Source organism: Methylocystis sp. (assembly GCF_050251305.1).
Taxonomy (GTDB): Bacteria; Pseudomonadota; Alphaproteobacteria; order Rhizobiales; family Beijerinckiaceae; genus Methylocystis.
Window position 1 is genome coordinate 39,593 of sequence record NZ_JBFWNB010000018.1, and the last position, 22,704, is coordinate 62,296.

Sequence of the window (22,704 nt, forward strand, 5' to 3'; positions counted from 1 at the left end):
CACGGAAACGCAGGCGTGGCGCGAGCGAAGGCGCGAACCTTCGCCATTCTGCGCATCGAATAACGCCGCCCAAGGGAGGCTCTTCCATTAGCGACGCCGAGGCTCCGTTCTGCGCCGTCATTGGCGCGGGCCCCGCCGGACTTTTCGCCGCCGACGCTCTCGCCCGCGCCGGCGCGCGTGTGGTCATCTATGAGCACAAAGCGAGCCCCGCGCGCAAATTTCTGATGGCTGGGCGGGGCGGGCTCAACATCACCCATAGCGAAGGCCTGGAGCGCTTCATCTCGCGGTATGGCGCGGCGGCTGCGCGGCTCGCGCCCTTCATCCGTGCCTGGTCGCCGCAGGCGCTGCGCGACTTCTGCGCCGAGCTTGGCGAGACGACCTTCGTCGGCTCCAGCGGCCGGGTGTTTCCGGCAAGCTTCAAGGCGACGCCGCTGCTGCGCGCCTGGCTCGCGCGCCTGTCGCGGCTCGGCGTCGTCATCACGACGCGGCACGCCTTTGCGGGTTTCGCCGAATCAGGAGCATTGCGCCTCATTGGTCCCGACGGCGAATTCACCCGCAAGGCCGACGCGCTGGTGCTGGCGCTCGGCGGCGCCTCCTGGCCGCGGCTCGGCTCCGACGGCGCCTGGGCCGCCCCGCTCGGCGCGAGCGGCGTGCGCGTCACGCCGCTCGCGGCCGCCAACAGCGGCGCCCTGATCGACTGGAGCGTGATCTTTCGCAGCGATTTCGAGGGCCAGCCGATCAAGACCACATTGCTGCGCCACGGTGCGTCGGTGGCGCGCGGCGACGTCGTCATCACGCGCGCCGGACTTGAGGGCGGGCCGGTCTACGCGCTCTCCTCGCAGTTGCGCGAAGCGACGCAGAAAAACGGCGAGACGACGCTGTCGATCGATCTGCGCCCGGACACGAGTCTCGAATGCCTGACGCGCAAGCTGTCACGCCGTTCGCAGAAGCAATCGCATGCGACCTTCCTGCGCAAGGCGGGATTCTCGAAAGTCGAGATCGGACTGTTGCGCGAGGCGCGCCGGGAGGGGTTGCCGCGCGACGCGGAAAGCCTCGCCGCCCTGATCAAGAACGCGCCGCTGACCGTCGTCGGCGTCGCCGGGCTCGAGCGCGCGATCTCGACCGCCGGCGGCGTCTCCTTCGAGGAGCTTGACGAGAATCTGATGCTCAAGAAGCTGCCGGGCGTTTTCGTCGCCGGAGAGATGCTCGACTATGACGCCCCCACGGGCGGCTATCTGTTGCAGGCGGCCTTCGCCACCGGATTGGCGGCCGGGCGCGGCGCCGCGCGCTATCTCGGACTTTCGCCCGATCAGGCGGCCGCGCCGACCGGGACCGGGGCCGATCACGCCGGCTTGTCGCCCCGCCAGTCGCCGAACGGGCGCGCGCCGGAAGCGTCGAACAAATACAGCCTGTAGACCTCCGGCGCGCCGCCCTCCATGCCGGGGGAGCCCGCCGGCATGCCGGGCGCGGCGAGGCCGACGGCTTTCGGACGTTCCTTCAACAATTGCGCGACCGCCTCCGGGGGAACATGGCCCTCGACGATATAGCCGTCGATTTCCGCCGTATGGCAGGAGGCGAGCTTCTCCGGCACGCCGAGGCGCTTTTTCACCGCCTCAATGTCCGCCTCGACGATCTCCTCGACGACGAAGCCGGCTTCGCGCATGCGCGCCGTCCATGCGCTGCAGCAGCCGCAGGTCGGGCTCTTGTGGACGACGACCTTCGTTGCGCCCTCCGCGCGCGCCCATCCCGGCAAAAGCGCGAACGCTCCGGTCGCGGCGGCGAAGATGAACGCCTGACGGCGCGTGGTCTGCTTGATGGTCATGGCTGCTCCTGTGCTTCATGCATCAATATAGTCTCACGCCGCGGCTTGCGCATTTCCCCTTCGGCCCGGGGCGCATATGCTGGCCGTCATGCTGCCCTCGCCCTTCTGGTCGGAACTCTCCCTGCGCGACATGCGCGCGCATGACATGTCGCGCGTCATCGCCGTTTTGCCGATTGCGGCGGTCGAGCAGCACGGGCCGCATCTGCCGCTGGGCGTCGACGCGATGATCATGGAAGGCTGCGTCGAGCGAGTCGCGGCGCGACTGCCCGAAGATCTCGACGCCGTGTTTCTGCCGATCCAGAGCGTCGGCGTGTCGACCGAGCATCGCGACTTTCCCGGCACGCTGACGCTCAGATATGAGACCGCCGCGCGCCTTCTTGCCGAGGTCGCCGAGAGCGTCCTGCGCGCCGGGGTGAGAAAGCTCGTGCTCCTGAATTCGCATGGCGGAAACTCGGCGCTTGTTTCGCAGACGGCGCTCGAGCTGCGCGCCGGTTTCGGCGCGCTGGCGGTCATCGCCTCCTGGGCGCGGTTCGGCTATCCGGACGGATTATTCTCGGCAGCGGAGCTGCGGCACGGCATCCATGGCGGCGAGATCGAGACGTCGCTGATGCTCGCCTTCCGGCCCGAACTCGTCGACATGGCGCGCGCCAAGAACTTCCCGCCGGCGACGCTCGACTTCGAGCGCGATTTCGCCTGGCTGCGCGCCGATCGCCCCGCCGGCTTCGGCTGGATGGCGCAGGACCTCTCGCCGGCCGGCGCAATGGGCGACGCCTCAAAGGCGAGCGCCGACAAGGGCGAAGCGGTGGCGGACTACTGGGCGACGGCGTTCATCGAGCTGCTACGCGACGTGGAGGCCTTCGATCTGTCGCGGCTAAAGAGCATGGACGACTGAGGATCACGTCGCCGGCGCCGTCCAAGGATAGGTCCAGGTCTCGGTCAGCGTGCGCCCATGCGCGCGCAGAAACAGGCGGAGGTCGGCGGTTTGGCCGGGCTTCACCGCGACGTCGAAATGCGCGCGCAGTCCCTCGATATGCTGGTTGGCGGCGACGCTCGCGCGCAGCAAGCGCCCGGCGTTGGTCGTCGCGACCGCTTCGACCTGACTGGGATCGGCGACGAAATAGGCGAGATCGCCGCCGGCGAAATCGACAATGAAGCGATGCGCCTCGGGATCGAGCGGCTCGGCCGAGCCGAGCGCGCGCGCCGGCGCCTCGAATGTGTTGACGACGACGCCATTGGGCGCGAGCCGCGGCATGTCGAGCCCGGCGGTGATTCGATAGGCGTAGACGAAGGGCGCGCCGGGCTCCGGCGGCGTCGCCGGGGTCCAGCTGGCGACGATGTTGTCGTTCGTTTCGTCATGCGTCGGCAGTTCGATCAGTTCGACGCGGCCCTCTCCCCAATTGTCGGCGGGTTCGACGAAATAGCTGGGGCGATTTTCATAGGCGAGGTCGAGGTCCTGATAGGATTCGAACGTCCGGTCGCGCTGCAGAAGGCCGAAGCCGCGAACGTTGTTGTCGAGAAAGGACGAGATCCGCGGATGCGGCGGATTGCCGAGCGGGCGCCAGAGCCATTCGCCCGCGCCATTGTGAATCAGCAGCCCGTCGGAATCGTGCAGTTCGGTGCGAAAGCCGTCGCGCACGCGCCGGTCGTTCTCGCCCGTCAAATACATGGACGTCAGCGGCGCAAGGCCGAGTTTGAGTCCGGCGCGGCGTGGAAAAAGCGTCGCCGCTGTCTGGAGCGTGCTTTCCTGACCGACGAAGAGTTCGAATTTGAACGCGCCCGTCGCCGCCTTGCCGTCGAGCAGCGCATAGAGCGTCGCGTGATTGCCGCCCTTCTCCGGCGTTTCGATCCAGAATTCGCGGAAGAACGGAAAGGTCTCGGCGTCGGAGCCGGCGTTGACGCAAAGCGCCCGAGCGGACAGTCCGTATTTCTGGTCGCGGCCGAGAAAGCGGAAATAGCTCGCGCCGAGGAACGAGATCACCTCGTCATGGACATGCGGCTCGTTGACCGGGAAATGCAGGCGGAACCCGGCGAAGCCGGTGTTGACGGGCGGCGCTTTGTCCAATTTGAGGCGGCCGTAGTCGAAGAGCGCCGGAGAATAGGGAATCGGCGTCGCGATGCCGTCGCGAATCGTATTCACCGTCACCGGACGCCGATAGAGAAAGCCGAGATGGAAGGTCTCGAGCCGGAAGCCGCCGTCCGCGCCGCCGAAGACGTCGTGATCGCGCTTGAAGCGAATCGTTCGCCACGTATCGAAGTCCAGCGCGTCGAAAGGATCCGGCAGTCGCGGCGGAACCGCGGCGTCGAAGGGCGCGAGCGCAAGGTCGTGCGCCCGCTGCACCACATTGTCGAAGCCGAATCGCGGCGCCGGAAGATCGCTCGCCGCCCGCGTTGAGCCGTTGAGCGCAAATTGCGCGGAGATCGCAGACAGAGATCCTGCGAATTGGCGCCGTGTCAGTCGCGTCATTCCCGAATCCGACCCAGGATCTTGCCTTCGCTGATGGATGTTTGCCCGCTGCTCTATCTCTATCGTTGCAGCCGCGCAAGAAGCAGGCGGGTCGACGCGCGGCGGCGCGCCAATATGCATCGCGCGCCGAAAAAATAGTCGCCGGGCGCAAAAACCGCTTGTAACGGCGACGAAAGCGCGTATCTAAGTCCTTGCCCAAATCGCACGTGCCTGTGGTCGTGTGTCGGTGGGCGGGGATCCGGACAAGAGGCCGGTCAACCGCCAGCATAGAACCGGCAGCCGGAGGCGAACCGGCGAACTCCGTCTCTGCGGAGGATCGCGACTTAAAGCAACGACGGACCGGGCTTTTTCGTCTCTGTCGACCCTCCAAAGGTCGGCGTACCGAAGAGGCTTGTCTTTCTTGCCGGGCGTGCGGATCGGGATTCTCCCTTTCCAATCGATGGCTGTCCTAGCGGAAGCGTGCGCGCTCATGCGCGCATTATTGCGCGTCGGTCAGTCAACGGCGCATCAACCGGCCGTTTGAGCGCTTCGCGCTCACACGGCCTGGACCGCTGAAACCGACGTTCGTCGCGTCTCCATCGCGCGCGAACGAACGGAGCGGCGCGTCCGTTGACGCTCAAACGATCTGGGCGCGGTTCGCCGCGCAAGGGGGCCACACATGACCGACCGCATCCTCGAATTCCTCGCCGAGCGCCGACGCAATGGCCGCGACACTGGGCCTTGCCTCGTCGTCGATCTCGACGTGGTGCGCGAAAACTATCTCGGTTTCGCCAAGGCGCTGCCCGACACGCGCGTGTTCTACGCGGTGAAGGCCAATCCGGCGCCGGAAGTGCTCTCGCTGCTGGCGTCGCTCGGCTCGTGCTTCGACACGGCCTCCGTCGTCGAAATCGAGCAGGTCCTCGCCGCCGGCGCGACGCCTGACCGAATCAGCTTCGGCAACACGATCAAGAAGGAGCGCGACGTCGCGCGCGCCTATGCGCTCGGCGTGCGGCTCTTCGCGGTCGATTGCGAGGCGGAAGTCGAGAAGATCGCCCGCGTCGCGCCCGGCTCCAAAGTGTTCTGCCGCATTCTCTGCGACGGCTCCGGCGCCGAATGGCCGTTGTCGCGCAAGTTCGGCTGCGCCCCCGAGATGGCGACGGCCGTTCTGGAGCATGCGCATCAACTGGGCCTCAACGCTTACGGCGTTTCGTTCCATGTCGGCTCGCAGCAGACGAATCCGCGCATGTGGGACGGCGCGCTCAAGGCGGCGTCCGACATTTTCCGCGAACTCGCGGAGCGTGGAATCAATCTGCAGATGGTCAATCTCGGCGGCGGCTTTCCGACGAAATATCTGAAGAACATCCCGGCCGTGAAGCAATATGGCGCCGCCATCTTTCATGCGCTGTCGAAGCATTTCGGCAACCGCATTCCGGAGACGATCATCGAGCCGGGACGCGGCATGGTCGGCAACGCCGGTCTCATCGAAGCGGAAGTCGTGCTGATCTCGAAGAAGTCCGAGGACGACAGCGAGATCCGCTGGGTCTATCTTGACATCGGCAAGTTCAACGGCCTCGCCGAGACGACCGACGAGATGATCCGCTATCCGATCCGCACGCCGGCGGACGGCGCGCCGACGAGTCCCTGCGTCATCGCAGGTCCGAGCTGCGACAGCGTCGACGTGCTCTACGAGAAGCAGCCCTACCAGCTGCCGATCTCGTTGGAGATCGGCGCGAAGGTGCTGATCGAAGGCACCGGGGCCTATACGACGACCTATTCGGCGGTGGGCTTCAATGGTTTCCCGCCGCTCGAGACGCATGTGATCTGAGTCGGCTCTGCGCGTTTGCGCAGCGAATGCGTCATGGCCGGGCTTGTCCCGGCCATCCACGCCAGGAGAACGCGGACATCGACAGGAAGCGGGAAGTCTCGCTTCCATTTGATGCGCGCCGCAGCGTCTCCACGTGGATGCCCGCGCCAAGCGCGGGCATGACGGCAAGACAGCGGGAACCCGTTTCCCAATAATCCCAGTCCCGTTCGGCGGGCGCGTCCTGCGCCAGGCGCGAGGGTCGCTTGTCCTTCCGAGGGGAGGAAAAGATGGCCTTTGACTTTGCATGCCCCGATCACGTCGTCGCGCCGAACGCGTTCGCCGCCTTCGCGCCATTTGCGATGCGCGACGAAGCGCCGGGCGACGTCGCGGCCCGCGAAGCCTTGCTGGATGACGCCTTCGGTCCGGCTCGGTTGCTCAAAACATGCCAACGTCTGCGCGACGGGTCAGCGCCGGTGCCCGGCCTGGCGCTCGTCGCGACCGACGGCGTCGGCGCGCTTATCGGCACGTTGCGCCTATGGCCCGTCCTCGCTGGCGGCCGCGACGCGCTGCTGCTCGGTCCGCTCGCCGTCGCGGCGGACTCCCGTTCGCTCGGCGTCGGCGGCGCGCTGATTCGCGAGTCGCTGGCGCGCGCGGGCGATCTCGGCCATCGCGCCGTGCTGCTCGTCGGCGATGCGCCCTATTACGCGCGTTTCGGTTTCGAGCGGCGCTTCACGGAGCGGTTGACGATGCCGGGGCCCGTCGAGCGCGCGCGTTTTCTGGGCGTTGAGCTTGTCGAAGGCGCGCTGTCCGGCGCCCGCGGCCGGGTGATTCCGGGTTCCGTGCCTGCGATCGGCTTGCCGCAGGCGGCCTAGGCTCACCAATAGGCGAGAACGCCCATCGCCAGCGGGTAGGAGAGGCCGGCGCCGAGCGCGACGCCGGCGGCGACGTCGCTTGGATAATGATGCGCCGTCGCGATTCGCGACCAGGCCATCGACAGGACGAGCAGCGCCGCCGAAAGCGTCGTCGCCGGCCAGGCGATGACGATCGGCGCGAGCACGCCCGTCAGCGTCATGGCGTGGCCGCTCGGAAAGGAATGGTCGTCGAGCGTTTTGAGCAGAGAGGGCAGCCGCGCGTCGACGTGGAACGGCCGCTTGCGGCAGAAGCGGCGCTTGATGATCGGGTAGAGCATATGCAGCAGCGCGGCGTTCAGTCCCGCGAGCGCCGCGACATGAAGGCCGCGCCAGCCGAGGCCGACGACGACGATCGGCAGCAGGATGAGATAGATCCAGCCATTGCCGAGCTTGCTGATGGCGACGGCGAGGAACCTGCCGATCGCCGGGCGCGCCGTTCGCGAGAAGAGATGAACCGCCGCGAGGTCGAGCTGAAGAAAGCGCTGGCCCCATGCGAGGGCGACGTCTGCTTGCGGCTCCGATGACGCGTCTCGCGTCAGCTTCGCCAGCTGGTCCGATGTGAACGCCATGACGCAAGGCTACGCGTGCGAGGCTGCGGTTTCGCGACGCCGAGGCTGCGTTTCGATGACGGTGGGATAGAGGTTGCGTGACGGTAAAGTGATGCTTTGATGACGGCGCTAGGCGGCCGGCGCGTGCTTGGCGAATGCGCGCCGAAAGTCCGCGTCGAAGGCGTCGGCGTCGACGTTGACCGTTTCGATCTCGGCGCCGTCTTCGGCGACGCCGGAAAAACGATATTGCGGGTTTGAAAATTCCAAACCTTCTTCGTCTTCGGCGGGCTCGTAGGGCAGCGCGATCTCGACCATCAGCTGCCGATTCAGCGACAGCGCGCGGCCGACCACGGCGTCGACGCGGCCGTCCTCGCTGCTGAAATAGCCGTCGAGAACGATCATGCAGATATCGGCGTTGCGCGCTTCGTCCTCCAGCCATTGCAGCGCCGCCTCGACGCTTTCGGCGATGTCGATCTTGCCCGCATTGCTGACGGCGAACTGCTGCGGCTGATCGACGCCGGCTTCGGACCGCGCCACGCCGAATGGCGTCAGCAAATGGCCGCGCGCGAGCGTCGTGACGGCTTTGGCGAAAGCCTCGCCGGCCAATGCGGCGATGGGATCATTCGGGTTCGCTGCAGGGTCAAGGCTCATGGCGGTCTTCTCCGAGCGACCGGCGCGCGATGCGAAATCAACGAAGCGAAGCGCGCCGCTTGAGCGCGTTCACAACGTCTTTGTCGCCTGTCGCAGCCACCCGCGCGTCCGGGCGTCGACGAGCGGCGACAGGGTCTTGCGCACGCGGGCGTGATAGGCGTTGAGCCAGCCGATCTCTTCCGGGGCCAGCAGTTTCGTCTCGACGCAATTGAGATCGAAAGGCGCGAGCGTGATGGTTTCGAAGCCATACATCTCGCGTTCGGCGCCCTTGATCTCGCGCGTCTCGACGATGACGAGATTTTCGAGCCGGATCCCATAGTCGCCGGCGCGGTAATAGCCGGGTTCGTTCGAGAGGATCATGCCCGGCTGCAAGGGCGTCGCGCTGAGCTTCGAGATGCGCTGCGGCCCCTCATGCACGGAGAGATACGAGCCGACGCCGTGCCCCGTGCCATGGTCGAAGTCGAGGCCCGCCTCCCAGAGCGCGCGCCGGGCGAAGGCGTCGAGCTGCGCGCCCGTGACGCCCTTCGGAAACACGGCGCGGGCGATGGCGATATGGCCCTTGAGCACGCGCGTGAAATGTTCGCGCAATTGCTTCGACGCCGGGCCGACGACGACCGTGCGCGTCACGTCGGTCGTGCCGTCGAAATATTGCGCGCCGCTGTCGACGAGATAGACGCCGCGGCCGATCTTGAGATTGCTTCTCTCGGTCACGCGATAATGCGGGATCGCCGCATGTTCGCCGAAGGCGGAGATCGTCGGGAAGGAAATGTCGCGCAGGTCGCCATTCTCGCGGCGGAACGTCTCCAGCGCTTCGGCGGCGGAAATTTCGGTCAGTCCGCCCTTTGGCGCGGCTTCGGCAAACCAGGCGAGAAAGCGCGTCAGCGCCGCGCCGTCGCGAATATGCGCTTCGCGCGCGCCTTCGAGCTCCCGCGCGTTCTTGATCGCCTTGGGCAGCGTCGCCGGATCGTCGGCGAGACGCGGTTTGCCGCCCGCCGCGCGCAGGGTTTCGACGAGCTTCATCGGCGCCGTCGCCGAATCGAAGAGGATCGTCGCGCCGCGCTTGCCGGCCGCCATGAGATCGCCGACGAGCGCTTCGGGCGCCTTCAGCGTCAGAAATTTTTCCAGCGTCGCGCGCACTTTCGGCGCGAGCTTTTCCTCGTCGATGTAAAGCGCAGGCGCGCCATCTCTGGACAGCAGCGCGAAGCTGAGCGCGATCGGCGTATGCGCCACATCGGCGCCGCGAAGATTGAACGCCCAGCAGATCGCATGCGGATCGGACATCAGCGCGGCGTCGGCGTCTTTCAGCGCCGCGCGCAGCTTCTTGATCTTCGCGCGCGCGCTTTCGCCTGCGTAGCGGGCCGGATGAATCGCAACCGCGCCTTTCGGCTCGGCGGGGCGGTCGGTCCACAGCGCATCGATCGGATTGGCGTCGAGCGGAACGAGTTCGATCTTGCGTTCCGCAAGCGTCTTCGTGAAGCGCTCGATCTGCGTGCTGGTGTGCACCCAGGGGTCGTAGCCGATGCGCGCGCCTTCGCGCGCATGTGCGCTGAGCCAGGCCGCAGGACCGATCTCGGCGATGTCGAGCGGCTTGAACAGCTTCGCGTCGATCTCGCCGCGCACCTGAATAACGTAGCGGCCGTCGACGAAGATCGCGGCGTCTTTTTCCAGCACGACGGCGAAACCGGCCGAACCGGTAAAGCCCGTGAGCCAGGCGAGGCGCTCGGCGCATTTGGGAACATATTCGTTCTGATGGGCGTCGGCGCGCGGAACGAGAAAGCCGTCGAGCCCCTGCCGTCTCAGCTCGGCGCGGAGCGCCTTCAGGCGCACGGCGCTGTCGCCGCTCGAGGCGTCGTCGACGAAGGTCTGAAATTTTGCTTCGAACATGCGCACAACCTATGCATGTCGCACGCCATGGGCAATGGCTCGAACGTCGACTTGCCCCTAGCCCTCCGCCGCGTCGCGGGAGAGGAAGCGGGTCGCGAGAGCCGGAGCAGGCTGCGCGTTGGAAAGGTTTTGGCGTAGCGGCTTGGAGCGTGCCCTCTCCCGCTTTAGCGGGGGAGGGACAGGGAGGGGGCGCTAGCCAAGCCCGCCGCGCCTGAGAACCAGAGTCGCCCAGCCGTCGATGTCGCCCCGCGCGGCGAGGAAAAAGCCTTGGGCGCGATAGGCGTCGAGCACGCCGGCCACGTCGCGCGCCAGCAGCCCCGAGAGCACAAGCTCCGCGTCAGACGCCGCCGCGCTGGCGATCTGAGGGGCGAGCAAACGCAAAGGCTTCGCCAGAATATTGGCGAAGATCAGATCGTAGCGGCCGCGCAGCGACGGGTGGCGCAGCCCGGCGGCGACCACGGGGCGCACATAGGGGCCGGCGCCATTGGCGCGGGCGTTGGCCCCGGCGGTCTCGACGGCGATCGGATCGATGTCGCTGCAGGCGACGCGCTGATGGAAGATCAGCGCGCTGGCGATCGCCAGAACGCCGGTGCCGGTTCCGACGTCAAGGATGCGCTCCGGGCGTCGGCGTTTGGCGATTCGATCGAGCGCCTTCAGACAGCCCAGCGTCGTGCCGTGATGGCCGGTGCCGAAGGCGAGCGCCGCCTCGATTTCGACGCCGATGTCGTTGGCGCGCCGCCGGCAGCGATCGTGCGCGCCATGCACGAGGATCCGGCCGGCGCGCACCGGGGCGAGCCCCGCCAGGGCGCTTTCGACCCAATCCTCCTCGGCGACGGTCGAGAACCGCGCGGCTTGTGCGGTCTGGGCGTCTGCGGCTGTTTCGATCAGCGCCAAAATCTGCGCTTCGTCGGGCGCGCCCGCGAAATAAACCTCGACCGACCAGCGCGGGCCGCCGTCAAGCTCGAAGGCCGCGGCGGCCGTTTCCGTCGGATCGAAGGTCTCGACGATGAGATCGGCGATGGCGCGCGCGCGTTTTTCGTCGCAATCGAGGCGCAGCATGTGGCTGGCGTTATTGGGCGGAAGGCCTTCAAGCATGCGCGCGCTTAGCACGGCCGCGGCGCGCGCGTCACCTTTCGCCGGGCGCCGGCCGCCTGTATTGTCGCGCTAAAGGCGGACGCCAGAGAGCTGAAGGCGTGAATGACGGAACGAGTTTCGATTTGTCTGATTGGTCCGAAGAAGGGCGGCAAGTCTTCGCTGCTCGCCTCGCTCGTCGATTGCGTCGCGCAGAGCGCCTTCGGCTATTCGCCGCGGCTGCGCCCGGCGCTGCAGCCGATCACCGGGCCCGAATTCTACGCCGAGAGCGTTGAACCGAAGAAATCCGACCTGCTGAACGTCGAGCAGGGCGATTACGAGCGGCTGCGGCGGGAATTTATCGAGGGCGGCGTCGCCACCGACACGCTGGACACCTACGAATATCGCTTCCGCCTGACGGTGAACGGGGAAGCGCCGCCGGCGGCGCTGCTGCGCGGTCCCTGGCTGCTCGAAATCATCGACTCGGCGGGGGAGATCGCCGTGCCGCCGGACGGCGCGGAAGTGGCGATTCTCAACGACGTCAAAGCGAAGCTCGCAAGACAGATGCTCGGCTCCGAGGCGATCGTGATCGTGCTGCCGCTGGTGCGGCTTGAGGATTCCGGCTGGTCCGGCAATCTCGCGCGCCTCATCGACCGGCTGGCGCTCGCGCCCGAAAAGAAGCTCAGACGGCTCGTCGTCGTCTTCTCGCAATATGAGCGCTTGTTCGCCCGCCTTGGGCCGAGCGCCTTCACCTACGCCTGCGATCCCGCCGTGGCGCTGCATGCGTTGCGCAAATCGCTGCGCGGCGTGCAATGGATGGATCGGCTGCGCGCCCTGGAGACTCCGAACGGCGGCGGCGTCGCGGTGCGTTTCTCGGTTTGTTCGTCTTACGGCTTCGTCAAGCGCTTTCAAAATCCCAACATCGATCCGCATCAGCCGGGCGAGCGGCGGTTTCGTCGCGCGGGCCTCGAAGGCGCGCGCGCCTATGGCGAGTATTGGCGGCCATTTCTCACCGCCGAGCCGTTTCTATACGCCGCTCTCGGCCTCGACAGCGCCTTCACCTTTTCTTACGCGCAGCTCGACGCGCGCGTCGACGAGGTCGCGTAAAGCGGATTTCGTCAATTCTTGCTTAAGGCTCTGCGCCTAGGGTGGCCCCGGACTTTCCGCGCGAAAGGACGGGCGATGCGCAGCACTGCGCCGATAGGCGAACAGACGGCCGAAATCTCTCTCGAACGTCTGCATTATGGAAAGCTCGCTTCTGGCGCCGCGCTGAGCGTTCCGGCGTCGGAAGGCTATGGCGTGACGCTGCGCAGCAGCAATCTGCAGCCGGCCGACGATCGGTTGATGTCGCCGCCGCAGCTGATGGCGCTTCGGCGCTTCGATCCCGACCTTGTCGATTCCGCCGCGCGCCTGCGTGGCGCGCTGCTCGTGCGCCTGTCGCCCGAGCCGCAGTCGAGCCGCGCGATCTTTCTGCGTGCCCGCTTTCGCCCGGAAGACGGGGACGGCGGCACTGGACGCCTCTATCAGCAGAGCGCGGTGTGGAGCGCGCCCGCCGCAGAATGGCGCCGGCATCCGGCGGCCCTTCTGGCCATGGTCGGGGCCGAGCTCGACGCGATTCCAGACCTCGTGAGCGACGACGAGGACGCGCGATTCAGCGCGGAGCCCGCGCGCTACATCGTCCGTCTCCTTGATCCGCAGGACGTCTGGAGCGCGCTCGAGGATTCGCTCGAACAGTCGCGCTGGGCGGCGCCGACGCTCGAATTTCTGGCGCATGGCGCCGAAACCGGCAAGGATGCGACGCTGACCTTCGGCGCCGACGATTTCGCAAGCGAAGCCGCCTTTCTCAGGGCGGTCGGCTTGGCGCTGCAGTTTCTGCCGGCGAGCTATCCGCGCTGGCGCGAGATCAGCGTCGTTTCCGGTCTGCGTCACGCGCCGCAGGGGCTTTGCCTGCGCTATCTTCCGTCGCTGCGCGCGGCGGCTCAGAACGCGGTCGCCGCCTGAGTCAGGCCGACGGACGTCTTTCCATCGGCGCCGGTTCGGCGATCAGATAACGTTCGAGCGCGCCGGAGCGCCGGCGCGGCAGAGTTCCGGCGCCGGCGTCCGAATAGTAGGCGCGCGGACCGCTGGCGGCGCCGTCGACGCCGTAATGCAGGGCGCGGGCGGCGCGCGGCTTGAGCGCCGCGAAGAGCCGCGCTTCGATCTGCGCGACGGTGATATTGTCGACGAGATAAGCGCCTTTGCGGTCGACGTGTGCGATTTCATCGCGCACGAGACGATTGAGAATGGCGACAATATTGTCGTGGACATTCGGCGGCAGCGCCGACATCGCTTCGGCGTCCGGGGCGATCTCGCTCATGTCGCCATGCACCGGACGCGCCGCGCGCAGAATGGCTTTCATCGCGCGCACGTCGACCGGCTGGTCTTCGTCGTCGGAAAGATCGATCGGCGCGGAGAACTGACGCCGCTCGCGCGCCTCATAGCCGCGCTTAAAGATTTCCGACAGGAATTTCATGATGAACAGAAAGGCGTCCTGCGCCATGGCGACGCCGATCGCCATCGTCGAATCCGGGGTGAAGCTCCAAAAGGCCTCGCGCGCCAGTTCGAATTTGTTGCGTTCGGAACTGTGCGTGCGCAGATAGGCGTCGCTTTTTCTCAGGAGTTCGCGAACTTCATCGTCCGAAAGGCCGGCCGCCTTGCCGGCGACGACGCAGGCGTCGACGAGAGTCTTCGCCTGGGTGAACCCGTTCGCCGCCGCCGTCCTGTCAGACGCCGGCGCCGCGCGGATCTTGGCGACGATCGCCGAAAGGTCGTCGCGCAGCCCGGCCTCCAGACCGCATTTCTTGTCGAAAGCGGCGCGCGCCGCGATCGTTTCGTCGCGGGCCGATAGCAGGTCGCGCGCCTCGCCCTGCGGCTCGCATGCGAAGTCGCTCGGAACGCTTGCCGGCAGCGCATTCGACTGCCGCGCCGCCGCCAGGATCGGTTCGCACAACGGCTTCGCTTCGCGCACGGCGCGCCACGTCGGGTCCATCCGCAGCTCGTCGCGGAGCGCCGCGAGGGCGCGCAATGTCGCGTCGAGGTCGAAGGCGGCTTCGCCTTTCGGCATCGGCCGCGCGGATGCGGCGCTGGCGGCCTCGGCCTTCTGCTTCAGCGTAATCGTCTGCGCGTTGAGCGCGTCGCGCCGCTTCGCCGCGTTGGCGCGATCGTTCGTCGGGCCGGCGAGAGTCTGCTTGAGCGCCGACACCCGTCGCGTCGCCTCGGCGGCCTTCTCCTTGTGGCCGCGGCAATTCGGGCCGCAGGACGCGCCGAGCCCGTCGAGTCCGTGCGCGGCGTCGATCGCGAGCTGTTCCTCCTGACGGACGGTCGCCGCGGCTGTCGCCATCTCGTCCTGCTTCGCTTTGATGACGACGTCGAGTTCGGCGATGCTGCGCTCGAGCGCCTCGATCTCGCGCCGCGCGTCCTCGAGCTCACGCATCGCCGCCTGCGCGCTCTCCATTTCCGCCGCGGCCTGGCTCGCGGCCTGCGCGACAAGCGCCTGCTGCGCTTCCTGCCGCTTTCGAATGGCGTCGCGCAGCGCCGGACCCGCCTGACGCGCGGTGTCGATCAGGCCGTTGATCGATTCGAGATAGGCCTTGTAGCTCGGCGTCTGGGCGATGCGCGACGACATCGCTTCGTAAGCGGCGGCGACGCCCTTTTTCGCCGGCAGGATCACTTCCGTCGCAAGCTCCATCGGCTGCAGCTCGGCGACGATCTTGCGCGAGGAGAGCTTGAAGATGTTGTTGTAATAATAGGTGAAGGAAAAAAAGGCGGAGATCGAGAAGACGAAGGCGAAGACCAGCGCCGTGACGCCGGTCTTGATAATCATGCGCTCGCGGGCCATGCGTCGCCGCGCGATCAGGGCGGCGAGATCGACGCCGAGCGACCAGGATGTCGCCGCGAGCATGGTGAGGACCGCCGTCGTGGCGATCAGCGTCCCGGCGATTCCGATCACGTCGCCGGGCTCCTTCTGCATGATGTCGATCATGCCGGACGACGTCGTGTAGAACACCCAGGCCAGGACGGGCAGGGCGGCGGCCATGCCGACGCGGCCAAGGTTGAGATCGCCGCTCCACAAACGCACGAGCGGCGACGTCAGCGCATCGAAAAGACCGAAGCGCTTTCGCGGCGTCGTGGACTCCGGGACGCGCGCCTGCGGCGCGGGGGCGGTCATTGTGCAGACGCTCTCGACGCTGGAACCGGCCGACTGCGCATGTCCGCTCCTCAAAGGAAGAATGATCGGGGGGTGAAGGTGCCGGCGAATTGAGACGGATTTGCGCTCCGAGCGCAAGGCGCCGGACGCTGCGGCGCCTTGCATTCCACCGGTTCTCTCGGCGCGTCCGATCGCCGCTCCGGAGCTGCGGCCGTGATGCGGCGCGGCGCCCCGCTTTCCCTCACAATTGGATTCGTGCTAGACGGCGGGTTTACTGTCTGCGGCTGAGCCGTTTGGCCGCGTTTCGCGTTGGCGGGCCTTGAACCCGTCAAGTCATCAAGGGGTCAGGCGTGGCCATTCCATTCCGTTATGTTGCGAAAATCGGCGCTTATCTGCTCAAGCAGCACCTCACGGGGGTGCGGCGCTATCCGCTCGTGCTCATGATGGAGCCGCTGTTTCGCTGCAATCTGGCCTGCGCCGGTTGCGGCAAGATCGACTATCCCGATCATATTCTCAACAAGCGGCTCTCTGTCGAGGATGCGCTGCGCTCGGTCGACGAATGCGGCGCGCCGGTGGTGGTGGTCGCCGGCGGCGAGCCGCTTCTGCACAAAGACCTGCCGCAGATCGTCGAAGGCATTATTGCGCGGCGCAAATTTGCGATCGTCTGCACCAACGCCCTGCTGCTCGCCAAGAAAATCGACCTCTTCAAGCCAAACCCCTATTTCACCTGGTCGATCCACCTCGACGGCGACCAGGAGACGCATGATCGCGCGGTCTGCCAGGACGGCGTCTACGAGCGCGCGGTCGAGGCGATCAAGCTCGCCAAGTCGAAGGGCTTCCGCGTCACCACCAACAGCACCTTCTTTTCCGACGCCGATCCGGAGCGTGTCGCGGCGTTCCTCGACTCGACGACGGCGCTCGGCGTCGACGGCATGACGCTCTCGCCCGGCTACGCTTACGAGCGGGCGCCGGATCAGACGCATTTCCTCAACCGCACGCGCACCAAGGAATTGTTCCGCGCGATTCTGCGTCGCGGACGCGGCGGCAAGGCCTGGGACTTCACCCAGTCGGGACTGTTCATGAATTTCCTCGCCGGGAATGTCAGCTATCGCTGCACGCCCTGGGGGATGCCGCTGCGCACGGTGTTCGGCTGGCAGCGTCCCTGCTATCTCCTCGGCGAAGGCTATGTGCCGACCTTCAAGCAGCTGATGGAGGAGACCGACTGGGACTCCTACGGCGTCGGCAATTACGAGAAATGCGCCGACTGCATGGTGCATTGCGGCTTCGAGGCGACCGCCGTCGCCGATTCAGTTCGCCGGCCGTGGAAAGCGGCCGCCGTCGCGCTCTTCGGCGTGCGCACCGATGGCCCGATGGCGCCGGACGTCACGCTCGAAAACCAACGTCCCGCCGAATATGTCTTCGATGAAAATATCGCGAAGCTCTCAGAGATCCGCGAGCATGAGGCGCAGCAGCGGGCTCAGCAAAGGTCCACAGCGGCGTAGCGAGATAAAGGCGGCGCGCGAGTCGAGGCCCGCGCGGATCATGCCGCCGAGTTGACGCGGCTCGCGCATGAGTTCGCGCGCGACGCCCAGCGCGCGGATGTCGCCTTCGGGCGTCAGCGCCTTGGCGACGAGAGGCGGCAGGGCGCGCGCCGCCGGATCGCTGATGGCGCGCAGCGCGACGAAAGGCAGGTCGCGGCGCCGGGCGAAATCTTCGGCAAGATGCGATTCCATGTCGACCGCGACGGCCTGCGCGCTGTCGCGCAGCGCCGCTTTGGCGCCCGGGCGCATCGCTGGCTCGTCGACGCCGACGATGGCGCCGGGAGAGACTTTGCAGCCGACGGCGGCCGCGCCCTTGATCAGCATCGCCGAGAGACGCGAATGGGTGGCGCGTCGCGCCTCTCCCACGACGATGGCGTCGGCGACCACCACATGGCCCGGCCGCAGCGAATGATCAAGGCCGCCGGCGAGTCCGAAACTGACGACGGCCGAAAATTCCGTTTCGGCGAGCGCGTCGAGTCCCTGGCGCAGCCGCGTCACATTCGCGCCGCTGCACAGCGTCGTAACGCCTTCGCCGGCGACGCAATCGGCCTCGCGCTTCATGCCGACGACGACCAGAATGGGCGCGACGGCGCTCAGCTCAGCGGTCCTTCTGCGGGTTGCGCCGCGCGCCATCGTGCCTCCGGACCGACGCTTCTAGAGCCCGAACTGAACGCGCTTGCTGTTGGCGCGACGCAAATTGCGGTAGCGCGCGAGCGCCCAGAGCGGGAAAAATTTCCCGTAGCCATGATAGCGCAAGTAGAAGACGCGCGGAAAACCCGTCGCCGTGAATCGCGCCTCGTTCCATAAGCCGCCTTCGTTCTGCGTCGATTGCAGATAGGCGATCCCGCGCGCGACGGCGGGGTGATCGACGTCGCCCGACGCCATCAGGCCGAGTAGCGCCCAGGCCGTTTGCGACGCGGTCGACGGGGCCGTTTCGTAGCCCTTGTAGTCGAGCTTGTAGCTCGAAAGGTCTTCGCCCCAGCCGCCGTCGGGATTCTGAATCGCGACGAGCCAGGCGACGGCGCGGCGGTAAGCGTCATGCGCATGCGGCAGGCCGACGGCGTTCAGCGCGCAGAGCGTCGACCAGGTGCCGTAGATGTAATTCGCGCCCCAGCGGCCGAACCAGCTGCCGTCCCTTTCCTGCTCCTTGAGCAGGTAGTCGACGCCGCGCTTGAGGCAGTCGCTCGAGTCAACCGTTTCGCCAAGCTGCGCCAGCATGGAGACGCAGCGCGCGGAGACGTCCGCCGTCGGCGGATCGAGCAGCGCGCCGTGATCCGCGAAGGGGATGTGGTTGAGATAATGATAGGCGTTGTCGGCGTCGAAGGCGCCCCAGCCGCCGTTCTTCGACTGCATGCCGACGATCCATTCCTTCGCGCGCGCGATGCTTTCGTCATAGGGGCGGGACGCGTCGTTTGCGGTCAGCCGATCCATCGCCGTGACGACGACCGCCGTGTCGTCGACGTCGGGATAATAGGCGTTGCCGTATTGGAAGGCCCAACCGCCGGGGCGAAGGTCGGGCCGCTGCGCCGCCCAGTCGCCCTTGACGTCGAGCACCTGCAACGGCGCGAGCCATTCACAGGCTGCGCGGGCGGTTTCGCGGGCGTCGTCGTCGCCGGTTTCAAGCAGCGTATGCGCCGTCAGACAGGTGTCCCACACCGGCGAGACGCAGGGCTGGCAATAGGCCTCGGCCTCGTTCACGACGAGCAGGCGCTCGATCGCCTCGCGCGCCGCTTGTTTGCGCGCGTCGGCGTCCGGAACGCCGAGCACGTCATACATCAGCAGGCTGTTGACCATGGACGGAAAGATCGCGCCGAGTCCGTCGACGCCGTTGAGGCGTTCCGTCGTCCACGCCTCGGCGAGTTCGACCGAACGCGCGCGCGCGCCCTTGGGCATGTGCGGCTCGATGATCCGCAACAGCTTGTCGATCTCGCCAAAAATATGCGCCCAGGGCCAGGTCTGATGTTCGCCCTTGGGCCAAACCTTCACCTCGTCCGGCGGCGTCGTGAACAGCTCCGCAATATGGATGTTTTTGAGATTCTTCGCCCGCGGCTTTTTCGTCATCAGCACGAGGAGCGGCACGAGAACGGTGCGGCCCCAGTAGGAAATCTTGTCGAGGTGGAACGGAAACCACTTCGGCAGCAGCATGATTTCCACCGGCATCACCGGCACGCCGGTCCATGGAATTTCGCCGTAGAGCGCCAGCAGCGATCGTGTGAAGACATTGCTCTTCGCCGCGCCGCCATAGGCGAGGATCGCCGCGCGCGCGCGCGCCATATGCGGCGCGTCGATGTCGTCGCCGATCATCTTCAAGGCGAAATAGGCCTTGACGCTGGCGCTGATGTGGAACGGCCCGTCTTGATAGAGCGGCCAGCCGCCGTGGTCGCCCTGGCAGCGGCGCAGATAGACGGCGATCTTGCGTTCGAGCTCGGCGTCGACGGGTTCGGCGCGGTAATGGCGCATCAGCACATATTCGGCCGGGATCGTCGTGTCGGCTTCGAGCTCGAAGCAGAAATGTCCATCATCGTTGCCGAGCGACAGCAGCGCGCGCTTGGCGTCCAGGATGCTCGCGTCGAGCGCCTCGGTCGAAACGGCGGTGAAATTATCGTCAATGCGCGCAGCGGCGTTCATTGCAAATCCCTTTTGTTCATTTCGGTCAGGCGACGCTGAGCGTCGCGGCCTCGGCCGACTCACGATGCGGCTTCACGACGATCTCGACATCCTGTCCGAGGGCGACAAGAAACCGCAGCAGCCGCTCGAGCGAAAACTGCCGGAGGTCGCCGTGAAGCAGCTTCGAGACGTCGGGCTGTTTCACGCCGAACAGCTCCGCGGCTTGCACCTGCTTGAGCCCGCGCTCCTTCATCAGCGCTTCGATCTTGCGGACGAGTTGCGCCTTGAGGAGATGGTCGTCGGATGCCGTCGCCTTCGCGACGGTCGAATCTTCGTTCATTTCGGCTTGAGGATGTGTGCAGGGCGCAGATCGCGCCGACGCGCATTGGCTATAGTGAATTGACTATATCGTCAAGTCGTCTGGCTCGTCGATTGCTACAGGCCAGGGGAGGGCGCCTTCTCTCGCCCGTGGCCTGCGACTTTGTCCGAAAGGTGAGCCGATGGACGAACTCTATGTGATTTGTCGGACAGACGAGATTGAGGACGCCGAGGCCACCGGATTCGTGCTGATGCGGGCCGAGGCGAGCGGCGACGCCGCGCCCTATCCAATCCTCATCACGCGCAAGGGCAATAATTTCTACGGATTCGAGAACGCCTGTCCGCATGAGGGAACGCGGCTCGATGTGCAGGCCGGCCAATTCATGGACGAGGAGGGCAATTTCCTCGAATGCGGCAGGCATCATGCGCAGTTCGACATCGACACCGGCCAGTGCTTCATCGGCCCCTGTCAAGGTCAGCGCCTGACGCCGATCAAACTCGTCATCGACGAGGGCGACGTCTGCCTCACCGGCGTGCTGCTTGCTGAAGAATGAGAGCAGGAGACCACCGATGACGGACATGGCGGAGCTGCAAAAGCGCAAACAACCGCTCAATCTCGCGATTGTGCACGTCGATCCCGACGCCTTCGTCGCGAGCTATACGCCGTGGCTCGAGATCACGAGCTTCATCACGGCGCTGCGGGCGGGGGACGTCGCGGCCCCCGCGGACGGCGTCACGCCCAAGCTGACGCCGCAGCAGATCAAAGGCGCGGCGGCGGCGAATTATGGCGGCGACGCGCTCTTCGCGTTCTGCATGACTGCGGCGCTCAAAGGCGACAAGGAGGCGGTTTCGAAAGTCGACGCCGCGCTCACCGCGCAGTTCGGCGAGGAGTTTCCGGGGTCGACCGCGCTGTGGAGCTTTCGTTCGCCGATTGCGTCACCGATGAGCCTGGAAGACCATGTCGGGCAGGCCGCGCAAAAAATGCTCGCGGGCGAAATCCCGCCGCCGCCGATGCGCGCCCGCGAAAACTGGAACGCCGGTCTGCGTTTTTTCGAGAAGGCGCGCAAATCGAACTTCGTCCACGAAATCGTCTATCCGCTGGCGCTGTGGACGCGTGCGAAATGGACCGAGACTCTGGAGAAGGGCGTCGCCTTTTTGGCGCATATCGAGGATAGCGTTCCGGAACTGCAGGAATGCCTCGCCGAGACGCGAAACGATCAGGCGTTCATCGCGAATATGCTGCTGAAGATGGCGCCGGCGATCGAGACGGATCTCACCGACGAGATGCAGGGCTTCCTGCGTTCGCTGTCGCGTCGGCTGTAACGCGCGTTCCGGGCGCGGTTGACGGTCGGCGATCGGAAAAGCAGGCGGATTTGGCGTCATCGAAACGAAGTTTTAACTATCGGCGCCGATGGTCTTTGGAGCGGATTTGGAGGAGAGAGCATGGCTGAGAAAACCGAAGGCGAACGCGCGTTGGACGACCTCGAAGCCGGCAAGTTTTCGTTCGACATGATCGACGCCATCAGGGGTCATGTGGACAATTTGGAGTCGGAGCTGCAGCAGGTCAGAACCGAGCTGCAGCGCGTCAGCGCGTTGCATGATGGCGCGGCCAATCAGGTCAGGCAGCAGGAATATGCGATCTTCCGCCTCGAAGGCGAACTGCGCAAGCTGAACGCGAATATCTACGCCCTGCTGAAGGCGAATGCGCTGACGGAGATCGCCGTGCGCGAGACGAAGCGCGGCGTCGCGACATTCGTCGAATATCTGCCGGTCGCGGGAAAATACGCCGAGACGGGCGCCAGGAAGGCGCTGGCCTATCTGTCGAGCGTCGATCTCAAGGGCAAGTTTGAGGAGTTGAGAACGCATCCGACGACCGAGAAGGCGCTCGCCTGGCTCACCAATGTCGATCTGCGCGCCGAGTGGACCAAGCTGAAGACGAACCCGTCGACGATAAAGGCGTTGAGCGCGCTGCAGTCGGCGCTTCTCAAGGCGAAGGAATATCTGCCGGTCGTGCAGAAGCGGCTGGCCGCGCTTGTCGAAAAAACGACGGCGTATATCGCCGAGCTGCAAAAGAAGGCGGCCTGAGTTCAACGAGCGGGCAGGCTCACAGCCGCGCCCGCTCGCTCCGCGTGATCAGACCCACTGCGCGCAGAAAGCCTACGGCGACCGGCCTCAGGCGCCCACCAATTCCGCCGCCTTATAGCCTGAGCGTATCGAGCCTTCGATCGTCGCGGGGAGGCCGGTCTTCGTCCAGTCGCCGGCAAGCCATAGATTGCGCCATGACGTCTTCGCATCCGGCCGGCGCTTGTCCTGCGCCGGCGTCGCGGCGAAGGTGGCGCGCTTTTCCTTCACGATCTGCCAGGGCGGAAGCGGCGCGGCCGGCAGGCCGGTGGCGGCTGAAACCTCCGCCCAGATCTTTTTTGCAAGCTCTTCGCGCGCGTCGTCGATCAAGCGGTCGGCGCCGCTGATCGTCACCGACAGGCGATCGTCGAAGGCGAACAGCCATTCGGTGAGCGTGCCGATCATGCCGAGAAGCAGCGGCTGGCCGGGCGGCGGCGCGATCTTGAAATGCGCATTGACGATCGCGCGAAAATCGTCGGGCGCGGCGAGGCCGGGAACAAGCTCCTGCGCGATCCACGGCGGCGCCGCGAGGACGACCGCGTCGCCATTCTCGAGCCTCGCCTCCATATCGCCGAAGCGCAGCGCGGCGACGCGCGAGTCCTCGAACGCGATCTCGCGCAGGCGCGCGCCGAAGCGCGGCTCGACGCCTTTGGCGCGCAGCGTGAGCAGCGCCGGTTCGATGAAGGCGTCGCCGAGGCCGTCTTTCGCGACCAACGGCCGGCAGGCGGCGCCGCCCGCCGCGAGCGTCTCGCGCAGCACCGCGCCGGCGAGCCGCGCGGAGGAGATCGGAAGAGCAC

The 22,704-nt window shown here is 66.2% G+C and carries 21 protein-coding genes; 10 read left to right on the plus strand and 11 right to left on the minus strand.

Annotation, left to right across the window (positions count from 1 at the left end; genetic code table 11):
• The first annotated feature begins 59 nt into the window (after positions 1-59).
• Positions 60-1,415 (plus strand): TIGR03862 family flavoprotein, encoded by a 1,356-nt coding sequence (locus AB7F41_RS08345; protein ID WP_428380808.1) that lies wholly within the window; start codon positions 60-62, stop codon positions 1,413-1,415.
• On the opposite strand, the gene AB7F41_RS08350 is transcribed toward AB7F41_RS08345, so the two are convergent.
• Positions 1,343-1,822 carry a DUF411 domain-containing protein gene (locus tag AB7F41_RS08350; RefSeq protein WP_428380683.1) on the minus strand — a complete coding sequence of 160 codons (480 nt, stop codon included), beginning with the start codon at positions 1,820-1,822 and terminating at the stop codon, positions 1,343-1,345. The genes AB7F41_RS08345 and AB7F41_RS08350 overlap by 73 nt on opposite strands.
• A gap of 76 nt (positions 1,823-1,898) precedes the next feature.
• On the opposite strand from AB7F41_RS08350, the gene AB7F41_RS08355 reads away from it, so the two are divergent.
• Complete coding sequence (locus AB7F41_RS08355; protein ID WP_428380685.1) at positions 1,899-2,714, plus strand: creatininase family protein; 816 nt, start codon at positions 1,899-1,901, stop codon at positions 2,712-2,714.
• 3 nt (positions 2,715-2,717) lie between these two features.
• Here the strand turns inward: AB7F41_RS08355 and AB7F41_RS08360 are convergent, their stop codons facing one another.
• The gene (locus tag AB7F41_RS08360) at positions 2,718-4,286 is read right to left on the minus strand and encodes a glucan biosynthesis protein (protein ID WP_428380687.1); all 1,569 of its coding nucleotides are present in this window, start codon (positions 4,284-4,286) and stop codon (positions 2,718-2,720) included.
• 658 nt (positions 4,287-4,944) lie between these two features.
• On the opposite strand from AB7F41_RS08360, the gene AB7F41_RS08365 reads away from it, so the two are divergent.
• Together AB7F41_RS08365 and AB7F41_RS08370 are read left to right on the plus strand one after the other, a co-directional pair.
• Positions 4,945-6,090, plus strand: a complete 1,146-nt coding sequence (locus AB7F41_RS08365; RefSeq protein WP_428380689.1) for a type III PLP-dependent enzyme — start codon at positions 4,945-4,947, stop codon at positions 6,088-6,090.
• 266 nt (positions 6,091-6,356) lie between these two features.
• Complete coding sequence (locus AB7F41_RS08370; RefSeq protein WP_428380691.1) at positions 6,357-6,941, plus strand: GNAT family N-acetyltransferase; 585 nt, start codon at positions 6,357-6,359, stop codon at positions 6,939-6,941.
• A gap of 2 nt (positions 6,942-6,943) precedes the next feature.
• Here the strand turns inward: AB7F41_RS08370 and AB7F41_RS08375 are convergent, their stop codons facing one another.
• The 4 genes from AB7F41_RS08375 to AB7F41_RS08390 all read right to left on the minus strand — a co-directional run bounded on the left by AB7F41_RS08375 (position 6,944) and on the right by AB7F41_RS08390 (position 11,158).
• Complete coding sequence (locus tag AB7F41_RS08375; protein ID WP_428380692.1) at positions 6,944-7,549, minus strand: phosphatase PAP2 family protein; 606 nt, start codon at positions 7,547-7,549, stop codon at positions 6,944-6,946.
• Positions 7,550-7,657: 108 nt separating this feature from the next.
• Positions 7,658-8,179 (minus strand): hypothetical protein, encoded by a 522-nt coding sequence (locus tag AB7F41_RS08380; protein ID WP_428380694.1) that lies wholly within the window; start codon positions 8,177-8,179, stop codon positions 7,658-7,660.
• Between the two features lie 69 nt (positions 8,180-8,248).
• Positions 8,249-10,063, minus strand: coding sequence for an aminopeptidase P family protein (locus AB7F41_RS08385; RefSeq protein WP_428380696.1), 1,815 nt, complete (start codon positions 10,061-10,063; stop codon positions 8,249-8,251).
• A gap of 192 nt (positions 10,064-10,255) precedes the next feature.
• Positions 10,256-11,158 (minus strand): 50S ribosomal protein L11 methyltransferase, encoded by a 903-nt coding sequence (locus tag AB7F41_RS08390; RefSeq protein ID WP_428380698.1) that lies wholly within the window; start codon positions 11,156-11,158, stop codon positions 10,256-10,258.
• 102 nt (positions 11,159-11,260) lie between these two features.
• On the opposite strand from AB7F41_RS08390, the gene AB7F41_RS08395 reads away from it, so the two are divergent.
• Both AB7F41_RS08395 and AB7F41_RS08400 read left to right on the plus strand, forming a co-directional pair.
• Complete coding sequence (locus AB7F41_RS08395) at positions 11,261-12,241, plus strand: hypothetical protein (RefSeq protein ID WP_428380700.1); 981 nt, start codon at positions 11,261-11,263, stop codon at positions 12,239-12,241.
• Between the two features lie 75 nt (positions 12,242-12,316).
• The gene (locus AB7F41_RS08400) at positions 12,317-13,135 is read left to right on the plus strand and encodes a hypothetical protein (RefSeq protein WP_428380702.1); all 819 of its coding nucleotides are present in this window, start codon (positions 12,317-12,319) and stop codon (positions 13,133-13,135) included.
• 1 nt (position 13,136) lies between these two features.
• Here the strand turns inward: AB7F41_RS08400 and AB7F41_RS08405 are convergent, their stop codons facing one another.
• On the minus strand, positions 13,137-15,341 hold the full coding sequence (locus tag AB7F41_RS08405; protein WP_428380704.1) for a hypothetical protein: 2,205 nt from the start codon (positions 15,339-15,341) through the stop codon (positions 13,137-13,139).
• A gap of 329 nt (positions 15,342-15,670) precedes the next feature.
• On the opposite strand from AB7F41_RS08405, the gene hpnH reads away from it, so the two are divergent.
• Complete coding sequence (gene hpnH / locus AB7F41_RS08410) at positions 15,671-16,822, plus strand: adenosyl-hopene transferase HpnH (RefSeq protein WP_428380706.1); 1,152 nt, start codon at positions 15,671-15,673, stop codon at positions 16,820-16,822.
• Here hpnH and AB7F41_RS08415 read toward each other — a convergent pair.
• The 3 genes from AB7F41_RS08415 to AB7F41_RS08425 are packed head-to-tail and all read right to left on the minus strand — an operon-like array spanning position 16,763 to position 19,808.
• Positions 16,763-17,494 carry a phosphorylase gene (locus AB7F41_RS08415; RefSeq protein ID WP_428380708.1) on the minus strand — a complete coding sequence of 244 codons (732 nt, stop codon included), beginning with the start codon at positions 17,492-17,494 and terminating at the stop codon, positions 16,763-16,765. The two genes, hpnH and AB7F41_RS08415, sit on opposite strands and share 60 nt — an antisense overlap.
• Before the next feature lie 21 nt (positions 17,495-17,515).
• Complete coding sequence (gene shc, locus AB7F41_RS08420; protein WP_428380710.1) at positions 17,516-19,489, minus strand: squalene--hopene cyclase; 1,974 nt, start codon at positions 19,487-19,489, stop codon at positions 17,516-17,518.
• A 25-nt stretch (positions 19,490-19,514) separates the two neighbouring features.
• Positions 19,515-19,808, minus strand: a complete 294-nt coding sequence (locus tag AB7F41_RS08425) for a helix-turn-helix domain-containing protein (protein ID WP_428380712.1) — start codon at positions 19,806-19,808, stop codon at positions 19,515-19,517.
• 160 nt (positions 19,809-19,968) lie between these two features.
• On the opposite strand from AB7F41_RS08425, the gene AB7F41_RS08430 reads away from it, so the two are divergent.
• The 3 genes from AB7F41_RS08430 to AB7F41_RS08440 all read left to right on the plus strand — a co-directional run bounded on the left by AB7F41_RS08430 (position 19,969) and on the right by AB7F41_RS08440 (position 21,871).
• A complete protein-coding gene (locus AB7F41_RS08430) occupies positions 19,969-20,340 on the plus strand; it encodes a Rieske (2Fe-2S) protein (RefSeq protein ID WP_428380714.1) in 372 nt (123 codons plus the stop codon).
• Between the two features lie 16 nt (positions 20,341-20,356).
• A complete protein-coding gene (locus tag AB7F41_RS08435) occupies positions 20,357-21,109 on the plus strand; it encodes a hypothetical protein (RefSeq protein ID WP_428380716.1) in 753 nt (250 codons plus the stop codon).
• A 120-nt stretch (positions 21,110-21,229) separates the two neighbouring features.
• On the plus strand, positions 21,230-21,871 hold the full coding sequence (locus tag AB7F41_RS08440) for a hypothetical protein (RefSeq protein ID WP_428380718.1): 642 nt from the start codon (positions 21,230-21,232) through the stop codon (positions 21,869-21,871).
• Positions 21,872-21,958: 87 nt separating this feature from the next.
• Here AB7F41_RS08440 and AB7F41_RS08445 read toward each other — a convergent pair.
• Positions 21,959-22,704: hydroxysqualene dehydroxylase (locus AB7F41_RS08445; protein ID WP_428406504.1), on the minus strand; the 746-nt coding region annotated here is incomplete at its 5' end.

Excerpts from the sequence above, each read along its gene's own strand:
- AB7F41_RS08440 (WP_428380718.1), top strand. The coding sequence starts at position 21,230 with ATGGCTGAGAAAACCGAAGGCGAACGCGCGTTGGACGACCTCGAAGCC.
- AB7F41_RS08430 (WP_428380714.1), top strand. The coding sequence starts at position 19,969 with ATGGACGAACTCTATGTGATTTGTCGGACAGACGAGATTGAGGACGCC.
- AB7F41_RS08385 (WP_428380696.1), bottom strand. The coding sequence starts at position 10,063 with ATGTTCGAAGCAAAATTTCAGACCTTCGTCGACGACGCCTCGAGCGGC.
- AB7F41_RS08380 (WP_428380694.1), bottom strand. The coding sequence starts at position 8,179 with ATGAGCCTTGACCCTGCAGCGAACCCGAATGATCCCATCGCCGCATTG.
- AB7F41_RS08400 (WP_428380702.1), top strand. The coding sequence starts at position 12,317 with ATGCGCAGCACTGCGCCGATAGGCGAACAGACGGCCGAAATCTCTCTC.
- AB7F41_RS08435 (WP_428380716.1), top strand. The coding sequence starts at position 20,357 with ATGACGGACATGGCGGAGCTGCAAAAGCGCAAACAACCGCTCAATCTC.
- AB7F41_RS08365 (WP_428380689.1), top strand. The coding sequence starts at position 4,945 with ATGACCGACCGCATCCTCGAATTCCTCGCCGAGCGCCGACGCAATGGC.
- AB7F41_RS08390 (WP_428380698.1), bottom strand. The coding sequence starts at position 11,158 with ATGCTTGAAGGCCTTCCGCCCAATAACGCCAGCCACATGCTGCGCCTC.
- AB7F41_RS08375 (WP_428380692.1), bottom strand. The coding sequence starts at position 7,549 with ATGGCGTTCACATCGGACCAGCTGGCGAAGCTGACGCGAGACGCGTCA.
- AB7F41_RS08415 (WP_428380708.1), bottom strand. The coding sequence starts at position 17,494 with ATGGCGCGCGGCGCAACCCGCAGAAGGACCGCTGAGCTGAGCGCCGTC.
- AB7F41_RS08350 (WP_428380683.1), bottom strand. The coding sequence starts at position 1,822 with ATGACCATCAAGCAGACCACGCGCCGTCAGGCGTTCATCTTCGCCGCC.
- AB7F41_RS08355 (WP_428380685.1), top strand. The coding sequence starts at position 1,899 with ATGCTGGCCGTCATGCTGCCCTCGCCCTTCTGGTCGGAACTCTCCCTG.
- AB7F41_RS08425 (WP_428380712.1), bottom strand. The coding sequence starts at position 19,808 with ATGAACGAAGATTCGACCGTCGCGAAGGCGACGGCATCCGACGACCAT.
- AB7F41_RS08360 (WP_428380687.1), bottom strand. The coding sequence starts at position 4,286 with ATGACGCGACTGACACGGCGCCAATTCGCAGGATCTCTGTCTGCGATC.
- AB7F41_RS08405 (WP_428380704.1), bottom strand. The coding sequence starts at position 15,341 with ATGACCGCCCCCGCGCCGCAGGCGCGCGTCCCGGAGTCCACGACGCCG.
- AB7F41_RS08370 (WP_428380691.1), top strand. The coding sequence starts at position 6,357 with ATGGCCTTTGACTTTGCATGCCCCGATCACGTCGTCGCGCCGAACGCG.
- shc (WP_428380710.1), bottom strand. The coding sequence starts at position 19,489 with ATGAACGCCGCTGCGCGCATTGACGATAATTTCACCGCCGTTTCGACC.
- AB7F41_RS08395 (WP_428380700.1), top strand. The coding sequence starts at position 11,261 with ATGACGGAACGAGTTTCGATTTGTCTGATTGGTCCGAAGAAGGGCGGC.